At 60.0% G+C, this 23523-nt stretch carries 22 protein-coding genes and 1 riboswitch; of the genes, 10 read left to right on the top strand and 12 right to left on the bottom strand.

From position 1 onward, the window contains the following. Positions 1 to 150 precede the first annotated feature (150 nt). The gene (metH, locus tag CPY51_RS12510; RefSeq protein WP_111160548.1) at positions 151 to 3927 is read left to right on the top strand and encodes a methionine synthase; all 3777 of its coding nucleotides are present in this window, start codon (positions 151 to 153) and stop codon (positions 3925 to 3927) included. Between the two features lie 113 nt (positions 3928 to 4040). On the opposite strand, the gene CPY51_RS12505 is transcribed toward metH, so the two are convergent. From CPY51_RS12505 to CPY51_RS12490, 4 genes are all read right to left on the bottom strand, one after another. Then, entirely contained in the window at positions 4041 to 4352 is a 312-nt protein-coding gene (locus tag CPY51_RS12505) for a type II toxin-antitoxin system RelE/ParE family toxin (protein ID WP_111160547.1), read from the bottom strand. A 3-nt stretch (positions 4353 to 4355) separates the two neighbouring features. Continuing rightward, positions 4356 to 4622 (bottom strand): type II toxin-antitoxin system ParD family antitoxin, encoded by a 267-nt coding sequence (locus CPY51_RS12500; protein WP_111160546.1) that lies wholly within the window; start codon positions 4620 to 4622, stop codon positions 4356 to 4358. Between the two features lie 65 nt (positions 4623 to 4687). Beyond that, the gene (locus tag CPY51_RS12495) at positions 4688 to 5452 is read right to left on the bottom strand and encodes a GntR family transcriptional regulator (protein ID WP_111160545.1); all 765 of its coding nucleotides are present in this window, start codon (positions 5450 to 5452) and stop codon (positions 4688 to 4690) included. Then, entirely contained in the window at positions 5449 to 6333 is an 885-nt protein-coding gene (locus CPY51_RS12490; protein WP_111160544.1) for a glucosamine kinase nucleotide-binding domain-containing protein, read from the bottom strand. Before CPY51_RS12490 ends, CPY51_RS12495 begins: the two co-directional genes overlap by 4 nt. A gap of 278 nt (positions 6334 to 6611) precedes the next feature. Here CPY51_RS12490 and CPY51_RS32290 point away from each other — a divergent pair, with 278 nt between their 5' ends. From CPY51_RS32290 to phnF, 8 genes are all read left to right on the top strand, one after another. Continuing rightward, positions 6612 to 6884, top strand: a complete 273-nt coding sequence (locus CPY51_RS32290) for a hypothetical protein (protein ID WP_146260123.1) — start codon at positions 6612 to 6614, stop codon at positions 6882 to 6884. Continuing rightward, positions 6881 to 8140, top strand: coding sequence for an ABC transporter substrate-binding protein (locus CPY51_RS12485; RefSeq protein WP_111160543.1), 1260 nt, complete (start codon positions 6881 to 6883; stop codon positions 8138 to 8140). Before CPY51_RS32290 ends, CPY51_RS12485 begins: the two co-directional genes overlap by 4 nt. Positions 8141 to 8359: 219 nt before the next feature. After that, positions 8360 to 9313, top strand: a complete 954-nt coding sequence (locus CPY51_RS12480) for a carbohydrate ABC transporter permease (protein WP_111160542.1) — start codon at positions 8360 to 8362, stop codon at positions 9311 to 9313. A gap of 11 nt (positions 9314 to 9324) precedes the next feature. Beyond that, complete coding sequence (locus CPY51_RS12475) at positions 9325 to 10164, top strand: carbohydrate ABC transporter permease (protein ID WP_111160541.1); 840 nt, start codon at positions 9325 to 9327, stop codon at positions 10162 to 10164. Beyond that, entirely contained in the window at positions 10161 to 11225 is a 1065-nt protein-coding gene (locus CPY51_RS12470; protein ID WP_111160540.1) for a Gfo/Idh/MocA family protein, read from the top strand. The genes CPY51_RS12475 and CPY51_RS12470 overlap by 4 nt, the downstream gene beginning before the upstream one ends. A gap of 12 nt (positions 11226 to 11237) precedes the next feature. After that, positions 11238 to 12242, top strand: a complete 1005-nt coding sequence (locus tag CPY51_RS12465; protein ID WP_111160539.1) for an ABC transporter ATP-binding protein — start codon at positions 11238 to 11240, stop codon at positions 12240 to 12242. Between the two features lie 199 nt (positions 12243 to 12441). Next, positions 12442 to 13068 carry a class I SAM-dependent methyltransferase gene (locus tag CPY51_RS12460; RefSeq protein WP_244598634.1) on the top strand — a complete coding sequence of 209 codons (627 nt, stop codon included), beginning with the start codon at positions 12442 to 12444 and terminating at the stop codon, positions 13066 to 13068. After that, positions 13065 to 13802 (top strand): phosphonate metabolism transcriptional regulator PhnF, encoded by a 738-nt coding sequence (phnF, locus tag CPY51_RS12455; protein ID WP_244598632.1) that lies wholly within the window; start codon positions 13065 to 13067, stop codon positions 13800 to 13802. The genes CPY51_RS12460 and phnF overlap by 4 nt, the downstream gene beginning before the upstream one ends. A gap of 18 nt (positions 13803 to 13820) precedes the next feature. Here phnF and CPY51_RS12450 read toward each other — a convergent pair whose 3' ends face one another. The 8 genes from CPY51_RS12450 to CPY51_RS12410 all read right to left on the bottom strand — a co-directional run bounded on the left by CPY51_RS12450 (position 13821) and on the right by CPY51_RS12410 (position 22495). Next, entirely contained in the window at positions 13821 to 14714 is an 894-nt protein-coding gene (locus CPY51_RS12450) for a LysR substrate-binding domain-containing protein (RefSeq protein ID WP_244598631.1), read from the bottom strand. A 297-nt stretch (positions 14715 to 15011) separates the two neighbouring features. Continuing rightward, entirely contained in the window at positions 15012 to 16355 is a 1344-nt protein-coding gene (locus CPY51_RS12440) for an MFS transporter (protein WP_111160536.1), read from the bottom strand. A gap of 342 nt (positions 16356 to 16697) precedes the next feature. Next, the gene (locus tag CPY51_RS12435) at positions 16698 to 17174 is read right to left on the bottom strand and encodes a 6,7-dimethyl-8-ribityllumazine synthase (protein ID WP_111160535.1); all 477 of its coding nucleotides are present in this window, start codon (positions 17172 to 17174) and stop codon (positions 16698 to 16700) included. Positions 17175 to 17269: 95 nt separating this feature from the next. Further along, positions 17270 to 17421, bottom strand: a riboswitch (FMN riboswitch). A gap of 88 nt (positions 17422 to 17509) precedes the next feature. Continuing rightward, on the bottom strand, positions 17510 to 18571 hold the full coding sequence (locus CPY51_RS12430) for an ABC transporter ATP-binding protein (RefSeq protein ID WP_111160534.1): 1062 nt from the start codon (positions 18569 to 18571) through the stop codon (positions 17510 to 17512). Positions 18572 to 18582: 11 nt separating this feature from the next. Continuing rightward, positions 18583 to 19371 carry an ABC transporter permease gene (locus tag CPY51_RS12425; RefSeq protein ID WP_111160533.1) on the bottom strand — a complete coding sequence of 263 codons (789 nt, stop codon included), beginning with the start codon at positions 19369 to 19371 and terminating at the stop codon, positions 18583 to 18585. Beyond that, a complete protein-coding gene (locus tag CPY51_RS12420) occupies positions 19368 to 20264 on the bottom strand; it encodes an ABC transporter permease (RefSeq protein WP_111160532.1) in 897 nt (298 codons plus the stop codon). Before CPY51_RS12420 ends, CPY51_RS12425 begins: the two co-directional genes overlap by 4 nt. 70 nt (positions 20265 to 20334) lie before the next feature. After that, positions 20335 to 21438, bottom strand: coding sequence for an ABC transporter substrate-binding protein (locus tag CPY51_RS12415; protein ID WP_111160531.1), 1104 nt, complete (start codon positions 21436 to 21438; stop codon positions 20335 to 20337). Positions 21439 to 21622: 184 nt separating this feature from the next. Next, a complete protein-coding gene (locus CPY51_RS12410; RefSeq protein WP_111160530.1) occupies positions 21623 to 22495 on the bottom strand; it encodes a MurR/RpiR family transcriptional regulator in 873 nt (290 codons plus the stop codon). 178 nt (positions 22496 to 22673) lie between these two features. On the opposite strand from CPY51_RS12410, the gene CPY51_RS12405 reads away from it, so the two are divergent. Beyond that, the gene (locus CPY51_RS12405) at positions 22674 to 23441 is read left to right on the top strand and encodes an N-formylglutamate amidohydrolase (RefSeq protein WP_111160529.1); all 768 of its coding nucleotides are present in this window, start codon (positions 22674 to 22676) and stop codon (positions 23439 to 23441) included. Positions 23442 to 23523: the final 82 nt, after the last annotated feature.

Below are 23523 nucleotides of genomic sequence, written 5' to 3'. Positions count from 1 at the left end.
TGAAGCCCGTATAGCTTCCTAAGAGTCCGGTGTCATCGGCAGCACTTGAAAAACACAGCCAGCGAAATCGCAGGGCAATCATATATTGACATAAAGATATCTTTATGTGATCTGGAGTGAGAGTCGCAATCAGGCCAAAGGAATACGCTCGTGTTTGATGATCTTTTCGGTCCCGCATCGGCGAAACGCGATGGCAGCGACGTGTTCGCGGCGTTGAAACAGGCGGCTCGCGAGCGCATCCTCGTGCTTGATGGCGCCATGGGCACCCAGATCCAGGGCCTCGGTTTCAACGAGGATCACTTCCGCGGCGAGCGTTTCATCGGCTGCGCCTGTCACCAGCAGGGCAACAACGACCTTTTGATCCTGAGCCAGCCGGATGCGATCGAGGAAATCCATTATCGCTATGCCAAGGCCGGCGCCGATATTCTGGAAACGAACACCTTTTCCTCGACGCGTATCGCCCAGGCCGACTACGAGATGGAAGGCGCGGTCTATGATTTGAACCGCGATGGTGCACGTATTGCGCGTCGTGCCGCCATCCGTGCAGAGCGGGAGGACGGCAAGCGTCGTTTCGTCGCCGGCGCCATCGGCCCGACAAACCGTACCGCCTCGATTTCTCCCGACGTCAACAATCCCGGCTATCGTGCCGTATCCTTCGACGATCTGCGTATCGCCTATGGCGAGCAGATCGACGGGCTGATCGACGGCGGCGCCGATATCATTCTCATTGAGACGATCTTCGATACGCTGAATGCCAAGGCGGCAATCTTTGCCTGCGAAGAGCGTTTCATCGAGAAGGGCGTTCGCCTGCCGGTAATGATCTCAGGGACCATTACCGATCTTTCCGGCCGTACTCTCTCTGGCCAGACGCCGACGGCCTTCTGGAACGCGGTGCGCCACTCCAATCCCTTCACGATCGGTCTCAATTGTGCACTCGGCGCCAACGCCATGCGGCCACATCTGCAGGAATTGTCCGGCGTCTCCGATACGTTCATCTGCGCCTATCCGAACGCCGGCCTGCCGAACGAGTTCGGCCAATATGACGAGACGCCCGAGATGATGGCGGCGCAGGTCGAGGAGTTTGCCAGCGAGGGTCTGGTCAACATCGTCGGCGGTTGCTGCGGCTCGACGCCTGAACATATCGCAGCGATCGCCGCCGCGGTGTCGAAATACAAGCCGCGTGAAATCCCCGAGCACCGGCCCTTCATGTCGCTGTCGGGGCTCGAGCCGTTCGAACTGACCAGGGACATTCCTTTCGTCAACGTCGGCGAGCGCACGAATGTCACCGGCTCGGCCAAATTCCGCAAGCTGATCACCAATGCCGATTACAATGCGGCGCTCGTCGTTGCCCGCGATCAGGTCGAGAACGGCGCCCAGATTATCGACATCAACATGGATGAGGGGCTAATCGATTCCGAGAAGGCGATGGTCGAGTTCCTCAACCTGATCGCTGCGGAGCCTGACATCGCCCGCGTGCCTGTGATGATCGATTCGTCGAAGTTCTCGATCATCGAAGCCGGCCTCAAATGCGTTCAGGGCAAATCGATCGTCAATTCGATCTCGTTGAAGGAAGGCGAGGAGAAGTTCCTCGCTCAGGCGCGGCTGGTGCACAACTACGGTGCGGCCGTCGTCGTCATGGCATTCGACGAGACGGGGCAGGCGGATACCTACCAGCGCAAGGTCGACATCTGCGCCCGCGCCTACAAGATATTGACCAAGCAAGCGGGCATTTCGCCCGAGGACATCATCTTCGATCCGAATGTCTTTGCCATCGCCACTGGCATCGACGAACACAATAATTACGGCGTCGACTTCATCGAGGCGACGCGGACGATCCGGCAGCAGATGCCGCTCGTTCATATTTCCGGCGGCGTGTCGAACCTCTCCTTTTCGTTCCGCGGCAACGAGACGGTGCGTGAAGCGATGCATTCGGTGTTTCTCTACCACGCCATCCAGGCGGGCATGGACATGGGCATCGTCAATGCCGGCCAGCTTGTCGTCTATGACAATATCGACCCTGAGCTGCGCGAAGCCTGCGAGGATGTCGTGCTGAACCGGAGAGCCGACGGCACCGAGCGGCTGCTCGAAATCGCGGAGCGCTACCGTGGCACTGGGGTTCGCGAAGCCAAGGTGCAGGACCTCGCCTGGCGCGAATTGCCGGTCGAAAAGCGACTCGAGCATGCGCTCGTCAACGGCATTACCGAATATATCGAAGCGGATACGGAAGAGGCCCGTCAGGGCGTCGCGCGGCCGCTGCATGTCATCGAAGGCCCATTGATGGCCGGGATGAACGTCGTCGGCGATCTGTTCGGCACCGGCAAGATGTTCCTGCCGCAGGTGGTGAAGTCGGCCCGTGTCATGAAGCAGGCGGTGGCCGTGCTGCTACCCTACATGGAAGCCGAAAAGCTTGCCAATGGCGGAAGCGGCGAGCGGCAGGCGGCTGGCAAGGTGCTGATGGCGACCGTCAAGGGCGACGTTCACGACATCGGCAAGAACATCGTTGGCGTCGTGCTGGCCTGCAACAATTACGAGATCATCGACCTCGGCGTCATGGTGCCGGCAACCAAGATCCTCGAAACGGCGATCCGGGAGAATGTCGATATCATCGGCCTCTCCGGCCTGATCACGCCTTCGCTCGACGAGATGGTGCATGTGGCTGCGGAAATGGAGCGGCAGGGATTTGATATTCCGCTGCTGATCGGCGGCGCCACGACCAGCCGCGTCCATACCGCCGTCAAGATCCATCCGCGCTATGAAAAGGGCCAGACCGTCTATGTAACCGACGCATCGCGTGCTGTCGGTGTCGTGTCCGCCCTTCTGTCGCCGGATTCCAAGAAGGGATACGTCGACACGGTGCGGGCCGAATACGCCAAGGTCGCGGCGGCGCATGCTCGCAACGAACTGGAGAAGGTTCGCCTGCCGCTTCCTCGCGCTCGTGAAAATGCGGAGAAGCTCGACTGGGCAGCCTATAAGTCGGTGACCCCGTCGTTTCTGGGCACGAAGGTGTTCGAGAATTATGATCTGGCCGAACTTGCCAAATACATCGACTGGACTCCATTCTTCCAGACCTGGGAGCTGAAGGGGCGCTATCCGGCGATCCTCCAGGATGAAAAGCAGGGCGAGGCGGCTCGGCAGCTTTTTGCCGATGCGCAGGCGATGCTCAAGCAGATCATCGACGAGACATGGTTTCGTCCGCGGGCTGTCATCGGCTTCTGGCCGGCCGGTAGCGTCGGCGACGACATCCGGCTGTTTGCCGATGAGACGCGCGAAAGTGAGCTCGCGACCTTCTACACGCTTCGCCAGCAGCTTTCCAAGCGCGACGGCCGGCCGAACGTCGCGTTGTCGGATTTCGTGGCGCCTGTCGATAGCGGCGCCAAAGACTATGTCGGCGGTTTCGTCGTCACCGCAGGCATCGAGGAGATTGCCATCGCCGAGCGCTTCGAGCGAGCCAACGACGATTATTCCTCGATCCTGGTCAAGGCTTTGGCAGACCGCTTCGCCGAGGCATTCGCCGAGCGCATGCATGAGCGGGTACGGCGCGAATTCTGGGGCTATGCCAAGGATGAGAACCTGACTGCCGAGCAGTTCCTGAACGAGGAATATGCCGGCATCCGCCCGGCACCGGGCTATCCTGCTCAGCCCGACCATACCGAGAAGGATACGCTGTTCCGGTTGCTCGACGCGGAAGCGGCCACGGGGGTGAAGCTCACCGAGAGCTTCGCGATGTGGCCGGGCTCCTCGGTCTCAGGCGTCTATATCGGACATCCCGATAGTTACTACTTCGGCGTCGCCAAGGTTGAGCGGGATCAGGTGCAGGACTATGCCGCCCGCAAGAACATGCCGATCGATCAGGTGGAGCGCTGGCTGGGACCGGTGCTCAACTACGTGCCGACGGCGCGCGAAGCGAAGATCGAGGACGCGGCGTGATTTGTTGAGTCTTTTCGGCGGGTTGGGGCGACTGGCTGAGAGGGTGATTCGGAAAGCTGATGCAGTTTCGAGGCGGGGCGTTTCGCGGCCGTAAGACGCGTTATCAAATAAAATTACTCCCGCTGTTCAAGGATTTCGGCGCTAATCTGACGGCCGGCATAGAATATCCCAAGGATGCGAAGGGAGTCATTTTTTACTGAAAAGGCTATGCTGACGCGGCGTCTGTGGCCGATAATTCGCAAGCCAGGCCTGAGGTCGTCACGGCGAGTTCCGCGCTCCGGAAACGTTGTCAATTCCGTGCAATGGTCACGAATTCCTGACACGAAATTCCATGCGCGCGTCGCGCCTGATTGGTCGGCGATGTATTCGTAGATATCCGCAAGCTCCTGTTCCGCGGCTGGATGGAAGTCGATGCGGTATTCCATCAGCTATTTTTCTTTCTCCAGCCGCCTCTTGTGTCGAACCTCCAAGTCAGCAAATACTCGGGCTGCGGGGATAGCTTTTGCAGGACTGCGTTCCAAATCGTCAAATCGCGAAGCCACTTCGGTACGCAACCAGTTTTCGCGTGTGTCCTCATAATCTTCGAGCAGTCGCAAGCCCGCACGGACAACCTCGCTGGCGTTATTGTAGCGACCGGATTCCAGCTGCTTTCTTATGAACTGCTCGTAGTGCTCGTTGAGTGCGATGCTGGTCATCGAACGACCTCCGTTAATCGCCCATTATAACAATAGATGTTAGTTATTGCTAGACGAGCGGCGCCTCAGCTCACCCCAATCGTCAGTTCGGCGACGAAATCATACGCGTCGCCGCGGTAGAGCGAGCGGGTGAATTCGACGGCCCGACCGGAGCCGAGATAGGATATGCGTTCGATCGACAGGCCGGCGGCGCCGACAGGCACGCCGAGGAGGCCGGCATCGGTCTCCTTCATGTTGGTCGCGGAAATTCGCTGAACGGCGCGGACCGGGCGGACCTGGCGCCTCTCTAGTTCGGCATAAAGCGACGTCGTCACCGTCGAGGGATCGGGCAGGAATTCACCCGAGACGCTCGCGTGCTCGATAGCCAAGGGCTGGTCGTCGGCAATGCGCAGGCGGCTTAGCCTCGAAACGCGAGTGTCGGCCGCGAGGCCGAGGATCATCATCTCATCAGGCGAGGGGGTGTGGATGCCCTTATGCAGCCATTCGGAACGCGCCGTCATGCCGCGTCGTGCCATGTCCTCAGTGAACGAGGTGAGCTGCGACAGGCGTTGTTCTACCTTGGAGACCGGTTTCGTGACGAAAGTGCCGGAGCCATGGCGGCGAACCAGCAGACCATCGGCGACGAGATTGTCGATCGCCTTGCGGACGGTAACGCGGCTGACCGCAGCATATTCCGCAATGTCGCGTTCGGCAGGCAGGGCATCGCCGTGTTTCAGTGCTCCCGCCCTGACGGCGTCTTCAAGTGAACGGCGGAGCTTGATGTAAAGAGGGCCGGTGCCGTTTGCGAGCATCCGCTCTGGGGAAAAGATCCGGGTCAGGTCCTCGGTCATGCATGAAGCCTTTCGCCGTTGCCCGCGAGATCGATTGCAAAGGAGACGGCGCCCTGCAGCGCATCGGCCTTCGGTTCGGCGAGGAGTGCCTGGTGGTCGGGGCGCAGCCAGGCTCGATATGCGCCGGCAAGGCCGCCGAGCAGGCAGACTGTCTTGCATTCCGGCCATAGCAGTGCATCGAGGCTTTGGTCGATGTCGCGGGCAGCTCGCTGCACAATCTGAACCGCAACAGCGTCTCCAAGTCGGGCTTGATCGAATATCATTGGGGCATAGCGGGCGAAGTCGCGAGGCTTGGAGATATGTGCGAACTCGACCACCTTTTGCGGATCGCCTGCGAATTCGTCCATGACGATCCGCGTGATGTCGGTGGCGCTGCAAACGCCGTCATGGGCAAGCAGCGCCAATTCGAGAAGATCGCGGCCGAGTCTTGCGCCGCTCGACTGGTCGCCGACGACAAAGCCCCAACCGCCGATCTCCTTCACCTCGCCATTGCGGCGTGCGCCATAGACAGAGCCGGTACCGAATGCGCCGACGACGCCGTCGGACCGGCCGAGCGCGCCCTGCAGCGCGATCAGCGAATCGGTGACCACCCGGCTCTTCGCGAAGGGGAGGGCTTCCTGGATGCGGGCTCCATAAGCGCCGATATTGGCTCCCGCGGCGCCGAGGACGACTGCGCTGGATCGTAGAGCTTCGGGATCAAGGCCGGCATTGCTGAAGGCATCGCGCGCCGAGGCGACGATGTTGGCCAGGGCGCCTTGCGGATCGGACATGATATTGGCAGCGCCTGCCTTGCCGATGCCGAGCATATTGCCCTTCTCGTCTGCCACAGCGGCGCGGCAGCTCGTTCCGCCGCCATCGATGCCGATTGCAAACTGTGTCATCTGATCCTCCGCACGCCGGCTGTTCCCGTGTTTTTTATTACAATACCAAAAAAATACCATTTACCAAGTGGCGATGTCGTTCTTTTTTGTCATTTTTAACTATTTGATTTTGCTTAATAAAATATTTTATCTAATTTTTTTGGTTCAAATAAGTTAAATTCGGCTGGACAAGTGGTATTTTTTTGGACTTAATTCGTCGCAAGGGAACAGTGTGAACAGACAGCGGCAATACCGGCATAAAATAGCCGGAGGGCCTCGCGAAGGTGGCGGACCAGCCGATGTCGGACAAAGTGCGGATCATCAAGATCCGTGCGGCGGCATTGCATCGTTTTTCCTTGATTGAGTTTATTGCGGTTCCATCCGGACTATTGGTGGAGAGCAAACAAGTCGGGTGGCTTTGGCATAACAGCCGCAAGCGCCCTTGCGCATTCGGGGTCGGCAGTCGTGGCGATCCTTATAGGCGTTGGGTGTCTCTTCATGCACGCCAACCGCTTGTTTCAGACCAAATCAGGCGCTTGTTCCAAGTGCTTAAAAACAGGAGAGGGAAATGAAAAATAAAGCTCTGAAAAGCTTGCTGCTTGCATCCTGCCTTATCAGTTCGGCAGGCCTTGCACATGCGGCAGACGTCACTCTGAATGTCGAAAGCTGGCGTAACGACGACCTGGCGATCTGGCAGACGAAGATCATCCCGGCTTTCGAAGCCAAGAACCCGGGCATCAAGATTACCTTCTCGCCGACCGCACCGACCGAGTACAACGCTTCGCTCAACGCCAAGCTGGATGCAGGCTCGGCAGGCGACATCATCACCTGCCGTCCGTTCGACGCTTCGCTCGATCTCTTCAACAAGAAGCATCTCGTCGACCTGACCGCGCTGCCCGGCATGGAGAACTTCTCCCCGGTCGCCAAGGCTGCCTGGAGCACGGACGACAGCAAGTCGACCTTCTGCGTGCCGATGGCTTCGGTCATCCACGGCTTCATCTACAACAAGGATGCGTTCGACAAGCTCGGGATCAAGATCCCGACGACAACGGACGAATTCTACGCAGCCCTCGACAAGATCAAGGCTGACGGCACCTACATTCCGCTCGCCATGGGCACGAAGGATCTCTGGGAAGCCGCGACCATGGGCTACCAGAACATCGGTCCTAACTACTGGAAGGGCGAAGAGGGCCGCGACGCCCTGATGGCCGGCAAGCAGAAGCTGACCGATGCCGACTGGGTCGAGCCCTACAAGCAGCTTGCCAAGTGGAAGCCTTACCTCGGCGACGGTTTCGAAGCCCAGACATACTCGGACAGCCAGAACCTCTTCACGCTCGGCCGCGCTGCCATCTACCCGGCCGGCTCGTGGGAAATCGCGCTGTTCACCAGCCAGGCGCAGTTCAAGATGGGAGCATTCCCGCCGCCGGTCCAGAAGGCTGGCGACACTTGCTACATCTCGGACCATCCGGATATCGGCGTTGGCCTCAACACCAAGTCCGCGCATCCCGAGGAAGCCAAGAAGTTCCTGAGCTGGGTCGCGTCTTCCGAGTTCGCCGACATCTACGCGAATTCGCTGCCAGGCTTCTTCAGCCTGAACTCCACACCGGTGAAGATGAGCGATCCGCTCGCTCAGGAATTCGTTTCCTGGCGCGGCAAGTGCAAGTCGACCGTTCGCTCGACCTACCAGATCCTGTCGCGCGGCACCCCGAACCTCGAAAACGAGACCTGGGTCGAATCGGCTAACGTCATCAACGGCACCGATACGCCTGACGCCGCCGCCAAGAAGCTGCAGACTGGCCTCGACAGCTGGTTCAAGCCTGCGAAGTAAGTGAATGAGCTTCACCCTCCCCTTGATGGGGAGGGTCGGCCTTCAGGCCGGGGTGGGGTGATTCCTTCAGAGCAGGTATCACCCCCACCCGCAGCTTCGCTGCGACCTCCCCCATCAAGGGGGAGGTGGAGATCGCCGCGATTTAGAACCTCGACAGCGATCATCCATTTTCATTTTGCTGCGCCTTCATGGCCAGGGACACAAGAGCAGGCAAAAGCCATGAGCGACGTCGATACTAAAGCCGCCTTTGATGCGGTTCCAATCAAGCGCCCGGTGCGCTGGCATATCCTCGTTTTTCTTTTTCCGGCCTTCCTGGTCTACACAGTCGTGATGATCCTGCCGTTGATCGAGACGCTGCGGCAGTCGATGTACAATCTGGTCGACGGGCAGCTGGCCTTCGTCGGGCTTGCCAATTTCAAGGTGTTGTTCGGCGATGTGCGTTGGGCACATGACTTCTGGAACGCGCTGCGCAACAATCTCGTCTTCTTCGCCATCCATATGTGCGTGCAGAACCCGATCGGCGTGATGCTTGCAGCGCTGCTTTCGCTGCCGAAGCTCCGTTTTGTCGCCTTCTACCGCACGGCAATGTTCCTGCCGACGCTGCTATCCTTCGTTATCGTCGGCTTCATCTGGAAGCTGATCCTGTCGCCGATCTGGGGCGTGGCGCCCGGGATGATGGATCTCATTGGGCTCAAGTCGTTCTTCGAGCCGTGGCTTGGCAAGCCCGGAACCGCGCTGATCGCAGTGGCGCTGATTTCCGTCTGGCAATATGTCGGCATTCCAATGATGCTGATCTATGCGGCGCTCTTGAACATCCCCGAAGAGGTGATCGAGGCCGCGGAATGCGACGGGATTACCGGCTGGAGCCAGTTCTGGAAGATCAAGCTGCCGCTGGTGCTGCCGGCGATCGGCATCATCTCGATCCTGACTTTCGTCGGCAATTTCAATGCCTTCGACCTAGTCTACACGGTGCAAGGTGCACTTGCCGGACCCGATGGTTCGACAGATATTCTCGGCACCTTGCTCTATCGCACCTTCTTCGGCTTCCAGCTGCAGCTCGGCGACCGCTCGATGGGCGCGACGATTGCGACGGTGATGTTCCTCATCATCCTTGCCGGCGTCTCGTTCTACCTCTTCATCGTCCAGCGGCGCATCCGCCGCTACCAGTTCTGAGGAGGCGCCCGATGTCCAAGGCACGCAACTCCACCATCCGCACCGGCCTCGTCCACGTCGCCCTGCTTGGCTATACGCTGATCGCATTGTTTCCGGTGTTTCTGACGGTCGTCAATTCGTTCAAGGATCGCGCTTCGATCTTCCGCTCGCCGCTGAGCGTGCCGTTGCCGTCGACGTTCAGCCTGATTGGCTACCAGACCGTGCTCGGCCAGGGCAATTTCGCGATCTATTTCGAAAACAGCGCCATCGTCACGATCTCCTCGATCGTCATCGTGCTGCTGTTCGGGGCAATGGCTGCCTTCGCATTGTCTGAATATCGCTTTCGCGGCAATCTGCTCACGGGGCTCTACATGGCGATCGGCATCATGATCCCGATCCGTCTCGGCACGGTCGCGATCCTGCAGGGCATGGTCGCCGCAGGGCTGGTGAACACACTGACGGCGCTTATCCTGGTTTACACCGCGCAAGGCCTGCCGCTGGCGATCTTCATCCTGTCGGAATTCATGCGCACCGTTTCTGATGACTTGAAGAATGCTGGCCGTATCGACGGCTTGACCGAATATGCGATCTTCTTCCGCCTCGTGCTGCCGCTGGTCCGTCCGGCAATGGCGACGGTTGCGGTCTTTACGATGATCCCGATCTGGAACGACCTCTGGTTCCCGCTGATCCTCGCGCCGAGCGAGGCGACCAAGACGGTCACTCTCGGTTCGCAGATATTCATCGGCCAGTTTGTCACCAACTGGAATGCGGTGCTCGCGGCCTTGTCGCTCGCGATCCTGCCGATCCTCGTCCTCTACGTCATCTTCTCGCGGCAGCTGATCCGCGGCATCACGTCTGGAGCCGTCAAGTGAACCCTTCTGCAAAACCGATCCGCGTGCTGGTCGCAGGTCTCGGCAACATGGGCCGCAGCCATGCGCTGGCCTACCATAACAATCCAGGCTTCGAGATCGTCGGCCTGGTCAACCGCTCCAAGCCGGTGCTGGCGGAAGAGCTGCACCACTACACGATCCACCCGGATTTCAAGACGGCGCTTGCGGAATTGAAGCCGGATCTCTGCTCGATCTGCACCTATTCCGATAGCCATGCCGACTATGCCGTGATGGCGTTCGAGGCCGGCTGCGACGTATTCATCGAGAAGCCGCTGGCAACGACGGTTGCTGACGCCGAGCGGGTGGTTGCCGCTGCAAAGAAAGCCGGCCGCAAGCTGGTGATCGGCTATATCCTGCGCCACCATCCGTCCTGGATGCGGCTGATCGCGGAAGCGCGCAATCTTGGCGGGCCATATGTCTTCCGCATGAACCTGAACCAGCAGTCTAGCGGCCCGACCTGGGAAACGCACAAGGCGCTCATGCAGACGACCTCGCCGATCGTTGATTGCGGCGTGCATTATGTTGACGTGATGTGCCAGATCACTGACGCGAAGGCGGTCGAGGTTCGCGGCATGGGCCTGCGGCTTTCCGACGAGATCGCACCTGATATGTATAATTACGGCCATCTGCAGGTGAAGTTCGAGGATGGCTCGGTCGGCTGGTACGAGGCGGCATGGGGTCCGATGATCTCCGAAACCGCCTTCTTCGTGAAGGACGTCATGTCACCGAACGGCGCCGTGTCGATCGTGATGGACCCGAACGCCAAGTCCGACGATATCGACACGCACACCAAGACATCGGTCATCCGCCTGCACAACGCCGAAACGGGTCCGAACGGCAAGTTCATCCATCCGGATCAGGACCTGCACATGGACGGCGAACCCGGGCATCAGGAACTCTGCAATTTCGAGCAAGCCTTCGTGCTGAAGGCCATTCGCGAGGACATGGACCTGACAAGGCACATGCACGACGCCGTGCAATCGCTTCGCATCTGCCTGGCTGCCGACGAAAGCGTTCGCACCGGCAAGACCGTATTTTTGTAAGGATCAAAGACTGTGGGATCGCTTCAACTGAAATCCATCCGCAAGGCCTACGGCACGCATGATGTGCTGAAGGGCATCGACCTCGAGGTGAAGGACGGAGAGTTCGTCATTTTCGTCGGTCCCTCCGGCTGCGGAAAGTCGACGCTGTTGCGAAGCATCGCCGGGCTCGAAGATGTGACATCCGGCACGGTGCTGATCAATGGCCAGGACGTTACCGTGACGCCTCCGGCCAAGCGCGGCATCGCCATGGTGTTCCAGTCCTATGCGCTCTATCCGCACCTGACCGTCAAGGACAACATGGGCCTCGGCCTCAAGCAGGCAGGCACACCGAAGGACGAGATAGAGGCGCGGGTCGACAAGGCATCAGGCATGCTGTCGCTTGGTCCCTACCTCGCAAGGCGTCCGTCAGAACTCTCCGGCGGCCAGCGTCAGCGCGTCGCCATCGGCCGGGCCATCGTCCGCGAACCGGCGCTGTTTCTCTTCGACGAGCCGTTGTCGAACCTCGATGCGGCGCTGCGTGTCCAGACGCGTCTCGAAATCGCCCGTCTGCACCGCAGCCTGAAGGCAACGATGATCTACGTTACCCACGACCAGGTCGAGGCGATGACGCTGGCAGACAGGATCGTCGTGCTGAACGCCGGCGCCATTGAGCAGGTCGGTACGCCGATGGAACTCTACAACCGCCCGGCAAACGTCTTCGTCGGCAGCTTCATCGGCTCGCCGCAGATGAACATGATCCCGGGCGACAGGCTCGGCGACAGGGAGGCCAAGACGATCGGCGTACGGCCCGAACACATCACGCTTTCGCGCGAGCAGGGGACCTGGGCGTCCAAGGTCGTCCACGTCGAACATCTTGGTGCCGACACGATCATCTATCTCGAATCCGACCAGACCGGGCTGCTGACCGCCCGTCTCTTCGGCGAGCACCAGTACGAGCCGGACGAGATCGTCTACGCGACCCCGGATGCCGGCCACATGCACCGCTTCGACGCCAACGACCAGGCCATTCGGCCCTAGCACTTCGCGCCCCCCGATAGCGCAAAGCCCCGCCCTCGTGCGGGGCTTTTTTTGTTCGTCCGGTCGTCCGGACGAATTCATGTAATTGTCATGGTGATCCCCTAATTTGCGGCTGATCAACCCGAGCCGGAGCACAAGAATGACGAGCGCAGCTACCTCATACGCGACATGGCACACCGAGCCGCAGGGAGATGTCTCCATGGCGGAATCACACAGCCCCTATTGGCGGCATTTCATCGAGACGATCCCGGAGCGGGATTTTTCGTCGAAGACAGTTCTGGATTTCGGCTGCAATCGTGGTGGTTTCCTGCGGCTTCTGCATGCGCTGCGACCATTCCGGCGCGGCGTCGGCATTGATATCGCCTCGGAGTCGATTGCGGCGGCTGATGCGGCCAAGGGCGGCATGCCAGTGCAGTTTCATGTGACGACCGACCTCTCGCCGTGGGCGGACAGCTTCGATGTGGCCTTCAGCTATGAGGTCGTCTACCTGCTTCCGGAGCTGAAGCAACATGCCAACCAGATGTACGGCGTTATGCGCAATGGCGGCGTCTATTATGCCGTCACGGGTTGCCACACGGAGATGCCGCTCTGGCCGAAATTTCGAGAGCTGATCGGCGGCAATAGCAATGCGCCGGTGCAGGATTATTCTCCGCAAGACTATATCGACGCTTTTGTCGCCGCGGGTTTCGAAGTCTCGGTAAAGCGATTCGGCTTCAACGGCTTCGTGCAGGCATCGAAGGATCGCAAATATTATCCGAGCATTCTCGACGCGCTCGCCTATCCGGCAGAATACAAGCTGCTCTTTCGGTTGGAAAAGCGCGCGTGAGCGAAAAGCCGATGGTGGATCGCAACAGCGGCAGTGCGCTTTGGCATCAGATCGGCGAAGTCCTGGCCGCGGAGATCGCGGCCGGGACGCTTGCCGGGGGCGAACGGCTGCCGACCGAGCCGCAGCTGATGGAGCGCTTCGGCGTCAGCCGCTTCACCGTCCGCCAGGCGCTCGGGCATCTGGAGGCACGGGGGCTGGTTCGCGCCGAGCAAGGGCGCGGAACCTTCGTTCACAAAGGCATGCTCGACTACACCCTGTCGAAGAAGACGCGATTTTCCCGGAATCTGATGGAGCAAGGCTTCGAGCCGGGTGGCGAGTTGCTGATCCATGAAATCATTCCGGCGCCCGCGCGGGTCGCGTTGCGCCTCGGGCTACCGGATGGGGCGCTCGTCATACACCGTCGCGGCGTGATGACGGCAGACGGCGTCCCGGTCGAACTCGGCGATACCTTCTATCCGGCGGATCGCTTTCCCGATTTCGACATGGTGAGACTGGAGCATCCCACCATCACCGCCTCGCTCGCAACCTATGGCATTACTGATTATGATAGGCAGTCCACCGAGATTGAGGCCCGCATGCCCAACGCTGAAGAGGCACGGCTGCTGCGGCAGCCCAAATCCCTGCCGATCTTCGTCGTGCTGAAGGTCGATGCGGACAAGGACGGCAGACCCATTGCCTATGCCGAAAGCTTCTGGTCGGCCGAGCGGGTGACTTTCAAGGTCGATCTCGGGTGAGGGCGATGGCCGTTGACGTCACGCCGATCGCAAGCCCGTTTGTGATATAGGCCGGAAGGCCGATCGGATGACGTCGGCCATGCTTTCGACGGCAGGGCTGGAGTGATGGGCATTGCGCCTGAGGACGACGCGTGACGAATCGATCGGGGGAAAGCCGTCTTCCAGCGTCAGTTCGCGGCAGTCGGGCGGGATATTGCTGCGCGAGAGCGGCGCGATGCCGAGGCCTGCCGTGACGGCGATCTTGAGGCCGCCGCTGGTATCGCAGCTATAGGCTATGCGGTAGGGCAGGCTGTGCTGTTCGAGCGACCTGATTGCAAAATCGCGGCACCAGTTGGACCGGCCGTAGATGGCGATCGGCACCGGGTCGCGCTCGTGCAGTCTATGGACTGACGATGTCACCCAGACGGTCGGGTCGATGAACAGCACTTCTCCCGATGTCTGCGCGCCCCAGTCGAAGACGACTGCAAGATCGAGCAGGTCGTTGTCCAGCGCGTCCATTTGCTGGGCGGTGTACCCGCAAAGGACGGTGACATCGACCGAGGGCTGGCTTTCCGCAAACGCGGCCAGCGCACGCGGGAGAACCGTATGGCCGTACTCTTCCGGAATGCCGATGCGGACCAGGCCGTCCAGCGGTTTGCGGCGCATGGCGGCGGTGGTTTCATCCATCAGCCCGACGATACGGCGCGCATAGGGCAAAAGCTGCACGCCGCTTTCGGTCAGCGTCACGCCCCGGGGACCGCGTGCGAAAAGCGGCTTGCCGATGTTTTCTTCCAGCCGCTTGACCTGCAGGCTGACAGCCGATTGCGTGCGGCCGACATCCGCCGCGGCGCGCGTCACATTGCCCGTATCGGCGACAACCAGAAACATTCGCAGCAGATCGCTATCCAGGGGGAGATGCATCGGTTTCGCCATGAAATTTTTCAATGGTTGACATTGTCACTATTCGTTTGTGCGATGTCAAATAGCGGCTCACATCTGCTCCAGACAATGATGGGAGCGATCGTGGTGTGTGACGCAGATGGGCAGGAAAAGTTGTCTTCCAGGTTTGCAATGCTGCGCCTGTACCTGGCTCAACGCAGCGCACTTGAACTGATCGCCCTACGAAAGGGCGATCAGTTGTTGAGGGACATCGGACTGTCGCGCGAAGAGGCCCGCGACAGTCTCAAGCCGTGGTACCGAAACGGAACCATGCGGCGATCGTGAGTAGGTTCACGACTCCAAAGCCAGCCTTGTCGTCAATTCCTCGATGCCAGCGTCTGCTTCGATTTTGTCGCCATTGGCCATGAGATAGAGGCCAAGCACGAAGGCGAGGGCGGCGATGAAGAGGAGGTAGTAGGCGTGCGCCATGGGGTTTACGGCGAGCAGCGAGGTTACGGCGATCGGGGTCAGACCGCCGAAGATGGCATAGGCAACATTGTACGAAAACGACAAGCCGGTGAAGCGGACGCGGGCGGGGAAGGCGCGGACCATGACGTAGGGCACGGCGCCGACGATACCGACCGAGAGGCCCATGACGGCGTAAAGGGTGAACATGACAGTCAGCGACGTCGCGGCGTAGGTGTAGAAGGTAAAGGTCGCTGCACCGAAGAACAGGCTCGCCACGGTGAAGAACTTGCCCGAGCCGACGCGGTCGACGATGGCGCCGGCAGCTGCCGTCCCGAAGATCAGGAACAGGGTGCCAAAGCTGGTAGCGGCAAGCGATTGCTGGGCGGTGTAGTGGTAAAGCTTCTGCAGGAAGGTCGCGGTCATCAACGTCGTGACGACGATGCCGGCCGACAGGATCCAGGTCAGAAGCATCGAGATGACGATGCCGCGCGGGTGATCGCGCAGCACGGCTTTGAGCGGCAGTTCGGATACTAGCGAGCGGCTGCGCTTCATCTCGGCGAAGATCGGCGTTTCCTGCAACCATTGACGAAGATAGACGGCGATCAGGCCGAAGATGCCGCCGATGAGGAAAGGGATTCGCCAGCCATAGGCTGCGACCTGATCAGGCGTGAATACGGTGTTGATGATCGTGGCGATGAACGATCCGAGCAGGATGCCGAGCGTGAGGCCCGAGCAGAGGAAGCCGCAGGCAAAGCCGACGCGGCGGAAGGGGACGTGCTCGGCAACGAAGGTCCAGGCGCCGGGCACTTCGCCGCCGATGGCCGCGCCCTGCAGGATGCGTAAGACGACCAGCAGGATCGGTGCCGCGATGCCAATCGAAGCATAGGTCGGCATCGCGGCCATTCCGAGCGTCGACAGCGCCATCAGGAGCAGCGAGAAGGCGAAAACGCGCTTGCGGCCGAAGAGATCGCCGTAGTGGGCAAGGACAATGCCGCCGAGGGGACGCACGAGATAGCCGGCCGCGAAGATACCGAAAGTCTGGATCAGCACCAGCCAGTCCGGCATGTCAGGAGGGAAGAACAGCTTGCCGATGACGGCGGCGAAAAACACGAAGATGATGAAATCGTAAAACTCGAGCGCTCCGCCGAGGGCCGCCAATCCAAGCGTGCGAAAATCCTGTGATGTCAGACGGCGAGGGGCCGCCGAAGATGTCGTGGTAGGAGACATGGCGCTGTCCTCTGCTGAAACGTTATTTCCTCACTCCAATGGTTGCATGCGGGATCGGGGGGAGGATTTCAAGAGGTTTTTGATGGGCGGTAGGAGACGCGGACATTCGGAGCGGTTCCCTCTCCCCGCTTGCGGGGAGAGGGCTAGGGTGAGGGGCATTCCACGGGGAGAAGCAGATTTTAAGATGCGGACGTGAAGACGACGGGTACTCGGTGGCGGCGGCAGCCCCGCTCTATTTTGGTCGGTTCGGCGCCCGGAACTGCCCCTCACCCCGACCCTCTCCCCGTAAGGACGGGGAGAGGGGGATCGTTGGCTTTGCGGTTTGAGGTAAGAAAGGAACCGTCAGGCTGCAAACGTCAGCAGCTTGGCGCGTTCGCCGAGGATCTGTTGGCAGGCGTTGGCTGCTTCTTTGCCCTTGATGACGAAATGGTCCTTGAAGAAGCGGATATGGGCTTCCGTTTCCTGGAAATGGTGCGGGGTCAGGACTGCCGAGAGCACCGGGACGCCGGTATCGAGCTGGACGCGCATCATGGCGTCAAGCACGGTGCCGGCGACGAAATCGTGGCGATATATCCCGCCGTCGACGACGAAGGCTGTGGCGACGATCGCTGCAAAGCGGCCGCTGCGGGCAAGCGTCTGGACATGGAGGGGAATTTCGAGCGCGCCGGGGACGTCGAATATCTCGACGGCTGCGGGCGAGCTTTCGAACGCCTGCCACTCAGATACGAAGCTGTTTACGCATTGGTCGACGATGTCGGCGTGCCAGCGGGCACGGACGATGGCGATCTTGCCTCTTTGCGGTATAACGGAGATTGTCATTTCCTGGTCTTGCCTTTCAAGGGTTTGCTACAAACATCCCTTGGGCGAACATGCCGGGCCCACGCCTCCCCTGGTGCGGAAAGGCCGTCGATCCAACGTGCTCTCTTCCATCCGGACTATGACCGTCGGCTCCGGCATCGCACCGGATCTGCTGACCCTTCCGCTTTGGGGGCGGAAGGCGCTCGCGGGCTCCGGGACAAGTCCCGATACCGCCGGTGGGGAATTGCACCCCGCCCTGAGAACACCTGGACTATAAACGCTGCGCAAACAGAAAATCAAAGCAAAAACGCCTCAAAATATGAGGCGTTCGTGAACAGTTTGTTCGAGAAGAGCGATCAGTCGCGAATGACCAGCAGGTCTTCGGCTGAAAAACGCAGCGTGACACGCTCGCCGACGGCCGGTGGCATCTTGCCCGGGGTGTTGAACATGTCGAAGGAAATGGTATTGCCGCCGACGTTCATGCGGGTGCGGATGACCGAGCCGAGGAAGTGCGCCGAAGTCACGTCGCCGGTCAGTGCCGTGTCGCCCTTGGCACCTTCGGCAAGCGAGCCTGCTTCCGGACGCAGCGCCAGGGAAACGGTATCGCCAGCCTTGAATGCTGTGACCGACTGCTTCAGCGTGACGCCCTGATCGCCGATGACGATGCGGTTCTTGTCGGGGTCGACGACCTTGGCTTCTATGAGGTTCAGGGTACCGACGAAGGAAGCGACGAAGCGCGTCGCCGGCGTGTTGTAGATCTCGAAAGGCGTGCCGATCTGGTCGGCGCGGCCGGCGTTCATGACGACGATCCGGTCGGAGATCGAGAGTGCCTCTTCCTGGTCGTGGGTGACGAAGACGGTGGTGATGCCAAGCTTCTGCTGGATCGCGCGGATTTCCTCGCGCAGCGAAACGCGGATCTTGGCATCGAGCGCCGACAGCGGTTCGTCGAGCAAAAGGACCTGCGGCTTGACGGCGAGGGCGCGGGCAAGCGCCACGCGCTGCTGCTGGCCGCCGGACATCTGATATGGATAGCGATCAGCCAGATGATCGAGCTTGATGAGCCCGAGCATTTCCTTGACCCTGCTGTCGATCTCTTCCTTCGGAGCGCCTGCGACCTTGAGGCCGAAGGCGACATTGTCATGCACACTCATGTTCGGGAACAGCGCATAGGCCTGGAACACCATGCCGATGTTGCGCTGGTTCGGCTTCAGAGGGCGCTGGTCTTTACCGGCGATCGAAAGCGAGCCGGCGGTCGGCGTTTCGAAGCCGGCGATCATCCGCAGCACGGTCGTCTTGCCACAGCCCGACGGTCCGAGGAAGGAGACGAACTCGCCCTTCTCGATATGCATGGTGAAGTCGTGCACCACGTGCACGTTGCCGAATGATTTCTTGATGTTGGACAGTTCGAGAAACGCCATGGTGCAGTACCTTAAACCTTGGCCGGAGCGGCTCGATTGAAGCGGGAAACGAGTTGGAGCAGGCCCATGCTGAGCCATGTCACCGCGAATGCGATCATTGCCAGCGCCGAAGGCTCATAAGCCTTGTTTGCGCCGACGAGCTGGAGATACGGGCCGAACGCCGGGCGTCCGAGCAGCGAAGCCATGGTGAATTCACCGATGACGATCGCCAGCGTGATGAACGCACCCGAGAGAACGCCGCTCATGACGTTCGGGAATATGCATCTGAACATAATGGTCGTCCAGCTGGCGCCGAGGCTCTCGGCCGCCTCTGTCAGTGTCCTGACATCGATGGTGCGCATCGCCGTGTCCACCGCGCGGTACATATAGGGCAGGGACAGCGTGATGTAGGAGCAGACGAGCAGCAGGTTGGTGGTGGAGCCGTAGCCAGTCAGCGGCAGGATCGAGGACGAATTGTACATCCTCAAATAGCCGAAGACGATGACGATCGCGGGGATGACCAGCGGCATCAGCGTGACGAATTCGACGACGGGCCGCATCTGCGGCAGGCGTAGGCGCACCCAATAGGCCGTCGGCACGACGAGCAGCATGCCGAAGATGATGGTGAAGAGTGCCATCAGCATCGAATAGCCGAAGGTTTCGCGGAACGAGGCGTCGGAGAATACCGATTCGTAGGCATCGAAGCTGTAGACGCCCCGACGTGCCCGAAGCGAGAATTCGAACGTGCCAATGAGCGGAACGATGAAATAGATGACGCCGATGGCGATTGCGAGCCAGGCGAAGAAACGACCCATTTTCATTTTTGCCACCGTTCGGCGCGCATGCGCAGCATGATATAGATGACGTTGGAGACGCCGGTTATGACGATCATGCCGAGCGCCAGGGCGTAGCCGAGGTTCGCATTGTGGAGCACGTCGCCGCGGATCTGGGCATAGAGCAGGATCGGCACGATGTTCAACGAACTGCCCGTCAGCGCGTAAGCCGTGGCGATTGCCCCGAAGGAATTGGCAAAGAGCAGCAATGTGGTGCCAAGCAAGCTCGGCCAAAGGATGGGCAGGGCGATCATGCGCCAGTACATGCCGTTGGTGGCGCCAAGGATCGAGGCAGCCTCTTTCCACTCCTTCTTCAGACCGTCGAGCGCCGGCGTCAGGATCAGCAGCATCAGCGGGATCTGGAAGTACATGTAGGTGATGGTCAGGCCGACGAAGCTCAGCAGGTTGAAGCCGGTCGAATAGAGGTTGAAGCCGAACCAGTCGCGCATGAAAACGGTGACGAGGCCGGTGCGACCAAGCGTTGCCAGGAAGGCGAAGGCCAGCGGTACGCCGGCGAAATTGGATGCGACGCCCGAGAAAGTCAGCAGCACGCTGCGGATCCAGGAGGGGAGGCCGCCGAGCACGATGGCCCAAGCCAAAAAGAAGCCGATGAAGGCGCCGCCAATGGAAGAGGCGATGGATATCTTAATACTGATCCAATAGGCATCCCGGATAGCGGGCGTATTGAGATCGGCGAGGTTCTTGAGCGTGAACTGTCCTTCGGGCGTCAGGAACGCACCCGAAATCAGATAGATCGTCGGGACGACGAGGAACATCAACGCAAAAATAGTGAAGGGCGCGATCCCCAGCCAGTCGATGATGGTCTTCCTGCTGATCAGGGGAGCGTGGGTGCTGATCGTGGATGTCGAAACGGTGCTCATCAAGCCCAGTCACTTTTGCGTCGGAGAAAAAGAACCTCCCCGCCTGTGGGCGGGGAGGCGAGCACCTTGGTTACTTGACGTTGGTGCCGACGACTTTGTCCCAACCCGTCGTGATTGCCGTCTTGCCAGCACCCTGCTCGTCGAGCGTCGGGAAGACGGCCTTTGCATAGGCTTCGGCCGGCGGCAACTTGGCCAGAACGTCCGCAGGGATCTTGTTGTTCTTGGCAAGATCGTTGAAGCGGATCGGGTGGCAATAGCCCTTCAGCCAAAGAACCTGGCCTTCGTCCGAATAGAGGTATTCCATCCAGAGCTTGGCAGCGTTCGGGTGCGGCGCGAAGGCGGAAATCGCCTGAACGTAGACACCGGCGACAACGCCCGTGGCCGGGACGATGACGTCGACCGGCGGGTTGCCCTTCAGGCTGTCGCGCCATGCAAGACCGTTATAGTCCCATGCGACGACGATCGGGGTGGAGCCCTGAGCCAGCGGAGCGGCCTTGCCGATGACAGGAACAAAGTTGCCTGCCTTGTTGAGTTCGGCGAAGTAGGCGAGGCCGGCTGCGCCAGCCTTGGCTGCATCCTTTTCACCGGTGGCGAGACCGGCAGCGTAGACGCCCTGAACGGCCTGGTTCGCGGTGCGCGGGTCGCCTGCGAGAGCGACGGTGTTGGCGAATTCCGGCTTCTTCAGGTCAGCCCAGTCCTTCGGGGCTTCCTTGACGATGTCCTTGTTCACGACGAAGGAGAGAACGCCGTAATAATCGCCGTACCAGTAGCCTTCGGCATCCTTGGCGCTATCCGGGATCGAGTCCCAGGTCGAGACCTTGTAAGGCTGCAGCAGGCCGTCTTTCTTGGCGGAAGGGCCGAAGGAGAGGCCGACGTCAACGACGTCAGGAGCCTGCGGGCCGGTGTTGCCCTTGTTGGCCTTGATGGCTTCGACTTCGTCGCCGGAGCCGGCGTCAGGGTTCAGCTCATTGACTGTGAGGCCGTACTTGGCCTTGAATCCTGCGATGACGTCGCCGTAGCCGCACCAGTCGTGCGGGAGAGCGATCGTGGTCAGCGAGCCTTCCTTCTTGGCAGCGGCGATCAGGTCGTCGCTCGGAGCGGCCGATGCGATGGCGGTGGACGCCATGACCAATGCAGTCGAGAGCGAAAGGACGCGGCGTAAATTCGTGGTCATGTTTTTCTCCTTTATTTTCCAGTGTCTGGCGAAGCTGTTAATGACATTGCATGAAGCTTGTATGACGGGCACCGATCGTGCAAATCCCTGGTTTAGCAGCCTCTCGGCTTACCCTTTTACGGGGTGACTATTCCGGGCTGTGGCGCGGGCTGCGTCGGAAAATCTTGTTCCCCCCTTTTCCCTCCTAACCCAGTTTGCGGAAGAGCTTGGTCTGTTCGAACAGGCCCTCCAGTGTTTTCATGCGCTCGCTCGTCTCGTCCCAGGTCGCATTCTGAACGGCCTCGATCAGGGCCTCGACGATGAAGAGCGTGACGACGGACGAATCCCAGGCCGAGGGCGCCTCGATCTGCACGCGAAAGGTATGTCTGGCGTGCTTGGCGGCGGGCGTCGCCCATTGGTCGGTGAAGACGATGATATCTGCGCCGCGACGACGGGCGGCGGCTGCAAGGCTGACCATTTCCTGCTCGTACCTGCGGATGTCGAAGATCACCAGCAGGTCGCCCGGGTTCATGTTCAGGACGTATTGCGGCCATGAACTCGAATTGGCCGATAGCAGCGTCGTGTTCGGCCGGATGACCTGCATATGAGTGAAGAAATACTCTGCAAGCGCGCCCGTTATACGCCCGCCGACGAAATAGAGGCCGCGCCGATGTTCCGAAAGCAGGGTGGCGACGCTGTCGAAGGTGGAGGTGTCGAGGTCCTTCAGCGTCTGGCGCAAGTTATCGCTAATGGCATCGGCGAAGCGGTTGAGGATATGGGTTCCCGGCGCATTGGAGGCCCAACGGTCGCGCTTGGTGAGCGGATTGGAGATCGTCGCCTCGACCTCCTGGTGGAGGCGAGACTGGAATTCCGGATAACCTTTGAAACCAATCTTCTGCACCATGCGAGCCACCGTCGGCGTCGACACGCGTGCATTTTCGGCCACCGTCGTGATGCTTCCCAGACCCGAAACCGGGTAGTTATCCAACAGGCTCTTGGCGAGTTGCTTTTCCGCCCGCGTCAGCCCGTCGAAATGCGCATTTATGACGTCCGAGACTGTTTTCGACGCATTGTTCACTCTGGTTTTGCTCCCCGGACCGGTCTTTGCCGATCTCCTAATGAGTTAACAACGCTGTCACATATGGAGTCAATGTCTTATTTGAAGAGAAATTTTCAGTTTCGGGTTGACAGGGATGCAAACCTGAAGAATTCTTTTCTTTAGTAAGTTTTTATTAAGCGATGGGTGGAGCAGCACGATGCTTGCTCGGCAAACAGTGTTGACCGAAGCGGACGGGGACTGCGTCGCGGTTGAGAAGCCGGACGGGAAGAGCCCGGTTCTTATCATCTGCGAGCACGCCTCCTGCGTGCTGCCGGAGCGGCTTGGTAATCTCGGGCTTTCAAGCGAGGCGCTGGCCAGCCATATCGCTTGGGATCCGGGCGCCTTGGCGGTGTCGAGAGGCATGTCGGCGGCCTTGGATGCAACGCTGGTCCATCAGCGCTTTTCGCGCCTGGTCTACGACTGCAATCGACCACCGGAATCGCCGGGAGCGATGCCGGAGGTCAGCGAGATCTATACGATCCCGGGCAATCAGCACCTTAGCGCTGCCGAGCGTCAGGCGCGCACGGAGGCGCTCTACATTCCGTTTCATGACCGCATTCGCGCTCTTCTCAGGGACCGGAGGGCGAGGGGGCAAGAGACGGTCATCGTTACGGTCCACAGCTTCACGCCGGTGTACATGGGTGCATCGCGCGACGTCGAACTCGGCATTCTGCACGACGAAGACAGCTATCTCGCGGATCGCATGTTGAACGCCGCCGAGGATGCGCCGCTCTACAAAACCGAACGCAACAGCCCCTATGGACCGGAAGACGGCGTGACCCATACGCTTAAGCTTCACGGAATTGCCAATGGGTTGCATAATGTAATGATCGAGGTCCGCAACGACCTCGTCGCGGACGATATAGGCCAAGGGGTCGTGGCCGACTATCTGACGGGGCTGATCCAGAGAAGCCTGGACGCCTGACTACCAAAGAAAAAGACCCCGGGGAGCAGTTTAACTGCGATCAGGCCGCACGGTGGGTACCGCGCGGAGTTTGGCTGGTGGA

Origin of the sequence: Arminella tubonensis, from assembly GCF_003240585.1 — a bacterium.
Taxonomy (GTDB): Bacteria; Pseudomonadota; Alphaproteobacteria; order Rhizobiales; family Rhizobiaceae; genus Rhizobium; species Rhizobium tubonense.
The sequence above is the reverse complement of the archived record's forward strand: the minus strand, read 5'-3'. Positions and strand labels throughout refer to the sequence as shown.